The organism is Pedobacter sp. 01T416_2, from assembly GCF_056398925.1.
Genome location: NZ_JBFTQI010001189.1, coordinates 1 through 1,133, shown reverse-complemented (window position 1 = coordinate 1,133; position 1,133 = coordinate 1). Strand labels below are relative to the sequence as shown.

Here is a 1,133-nt window from a genome sequence, read left to right as displayed (position 1 = left end):
TGATGGTAGAGCCAGCTACACCGGATGAAACTGTAGAGATTTTAACACGCATTAAAGATAAGTACGAAGAACACCACGGTGTAACTTATACTGATGAAGCTATTTTAGCTTGCGTTACTTTAACATCGCGTTATATTTCTGATCGTTTCTTGCCAGATAAAGCCATTGATGCTTTAGATGAAGCAGGTTCACGTGTTCACTTAACCAACATCCACGTTCCTCAGAACATTATTGATATCGAAGCTAAAATCGAAGATATCAAATTAGAGAAAAACAAGGTTGTACGTAGCCAGAAATATGAAGAGGCAGCGAAACTGCGCGATACAGAGAAAAATTTAATTGAAGAATTAGATAAAGCTAAAGCAGAGTGGGAAGCTGAAACCAAAACTAAACGTTACGAGGTATCAGAAGATAATGTAGCCGAAGTGGTTTCGATGATGACTGGTATACCGGTACAACGTGTTGGACAAACAGACAGTGCAAAACTGTTGAACATGTACGATAAGGTGGCTGAGAARATTATCGGTCAGGATGATGCGATCAAAAAATTAACCAAAGCCATTCAACGTACAAGAGCCGGATTAAAAGACCCTAAAAAACCAATCGGTTCATTTATTTTCTTAGGTCCAACAGGCGTAGGTAAAACAGAATTGGCGAAAGAATTGGCCCGTTTCATGTTCGATAGTGATGATTCTTTGATTCAGATCGACATGAGTGAGTATATGGAGAAATTTGCAGTGTCGCGCTTAGTGGGGGCGCCTCCAGGATACGTAGGTTACGAAGAAGGTGGACAGTTAACTGAAAAAGTAAGAAGAAAACCTTATGCTGTAATCTTATTGGATGAGATTGAAAAAGCTCACCCTGATGTATTCAATATCTTATTACAGGTTTTGGATGAAGGACAATTAACCGATAGTTTAGGTCGTAAAGTTGATTTTAGAAATACAATCATCATCATGACTTCTAATATTGGTGCCCGTCAGCTAAAAGATTTTGGTCAAGGTGTTGGTTTCTCTACAGCAGCAAAAACAAACCAGGCCGATTCTCACAGTCGTGGTGTAATCGAAAGTGCTTTAAAACGTGCTTTTGCGCCTGAGTTCTTAAACCGTGTTGATGATGTAGTGGTATTCAAT

At 39.2% G+C, this 1,133-nt stretch carries 1 protein-coding gene; it reads left to right on the top strand.

The window, feature by feature from the left end; genetic code table 11:
* Positions 1-1,133, top strand: a 1,133-nt coding sequence (locus tag AC1DPQ_RS28445) for an AAA family ATPase (RefSeq protein WP_477611672.1), incomplete at both ends; no start/stop codon positions are given.